At 56.9% G+C, this 1,481-nt stretch carries 1 rRNA gene; it reads right to left on the bottom strand.

The window, feature by feature from the left end:
* Window positions 1-1,481, bottom strand: a 23S ribosomal RNA gene (locus tag AB0L89_RS41035); the annotation flags it as partial.

The following is a 1,481-nucleotide window of genomic DNA, read 5'->3' as shown; positions in this document are numbered from 1 at the left end:
CTACACCCTTACCCCGGGACAACCACCGCCCGGGCTGGACTACCTTCCTGCGTCACCCCATCACTCACCTACTACAAGTCTGGTCCGTCGGCTCCACCACTTCCCTCAACTCCGAAGAGATCGGGACGGCTTCACGGACTTAGCATCGCCTGATTCGATGTTTGACGCTTCACAGCGGGTACCGGAATATCAACCGGTTATCCATCGACTACGCCTGTCGGCCTCGCCTTAGGTCCCGACTTACCCTGGGCAGATCAGCTTGACCCAGGAACCCTTAGTCAATCGGCGCACACGTTTCTCACGTATGTATCGCTACTCATGCCTGCATTCTCACTCGTGAACCGTCCACCACTGCCTTCCGGCGCAGCTTCACCCGGCACACGACGCTCCCCTACCCATCACAGCAGGCGTTGGCCCTATTGCTGCAATGACACGACTTCGGCGGTACGCTTGAGCCCCGCTACATTGTCGGCGCGGAATCACTAGACCAGTGAGCTATTACGCACTCTTTCAAGGGTGGCTGCTTCTAAGCCAACCTCCTGGTTGTCTCTGCGACTCCACATCCTTTCCCACTTAGCGTACGCTTAGGGGCCTTAGTCGATGCTCTGGGCTGTTTCCCTCTCGACCATGGAGCTTATCCCCCACAGTCTCACTGCCGCGCTCTCACTTACCGGCATTCGGAGTTTGGCTAAGGTCAGTAACCCGGTAGGGCCCATCGCCTATCCAGTGCTCTACCTCCGGCAAGAAACACACGACGCTGCACCTAAATGCATTTCGGGGAGAACCAGCTATCACGGAGTTTGATTGGCCTTTCACCCCTAACCACAGGTCATCCCCCAGGTTTTCAACCCTGGTGGGTTCGGTCCTCCACGACCTCTTACAGCCGCTTCAACCTGCCCATGGCTAGATCACTCCGCTTCGGGTCTTGAGCGCGCTACTAAATCGCCCTATTCGGACTCGCTTTCGCTACGGCTTCCCCACACGGGTTAACCTCGCAACACACCGCAAACTCGCAGGCTCATTCTTCAAAAGGCACGCAGTCACGAGACAAGCACAAGTGCTTGTCCGACGCTCCCACGGCTTGTAGGCACACGGTTTCAGGTACTATTTCACTCCGCTCCCGCGGTACTTTTCACCATTCCCTCACGGTACTATCCGCTATCGGTCACCAGGGAATATTTAGGCTTAACGGGTGGTCCCGCCAGATTCACACGGGATTTCTCGGGCCCCGTGCTACTTGGGTGTCTCTCAAACGAGCCGCTGACGTTTCGACTACGGGGGTCTTACCCTCTACGCCGGACCTTTCGCATGTCCTTCGCCTACATCAACGGTTTCTGACTCGTCCTGTTGCCGGCAGACAACAGAAGAGAGATCCCACAACCCCGTATACGCAACCCCTGCCGGGTCTCACACGTATACGGTTTGGCCTCATCCGGTTTCGCTCGCCACTACTCCCGGAATCACGGTTGTTTTCTCTTCCT

It is taken from the genome of Streptomyces sp. NPDC052114, from assembly GCF_040680155.1.
Lineage (GTDB): Bacteria > Actinomycetota > Actinomycetes > Streptomycetales > Streptomycetaceae > Streptomyces.
This window is presented reverse-complemented; position numbering and strand designations above follow the sequence as displayed.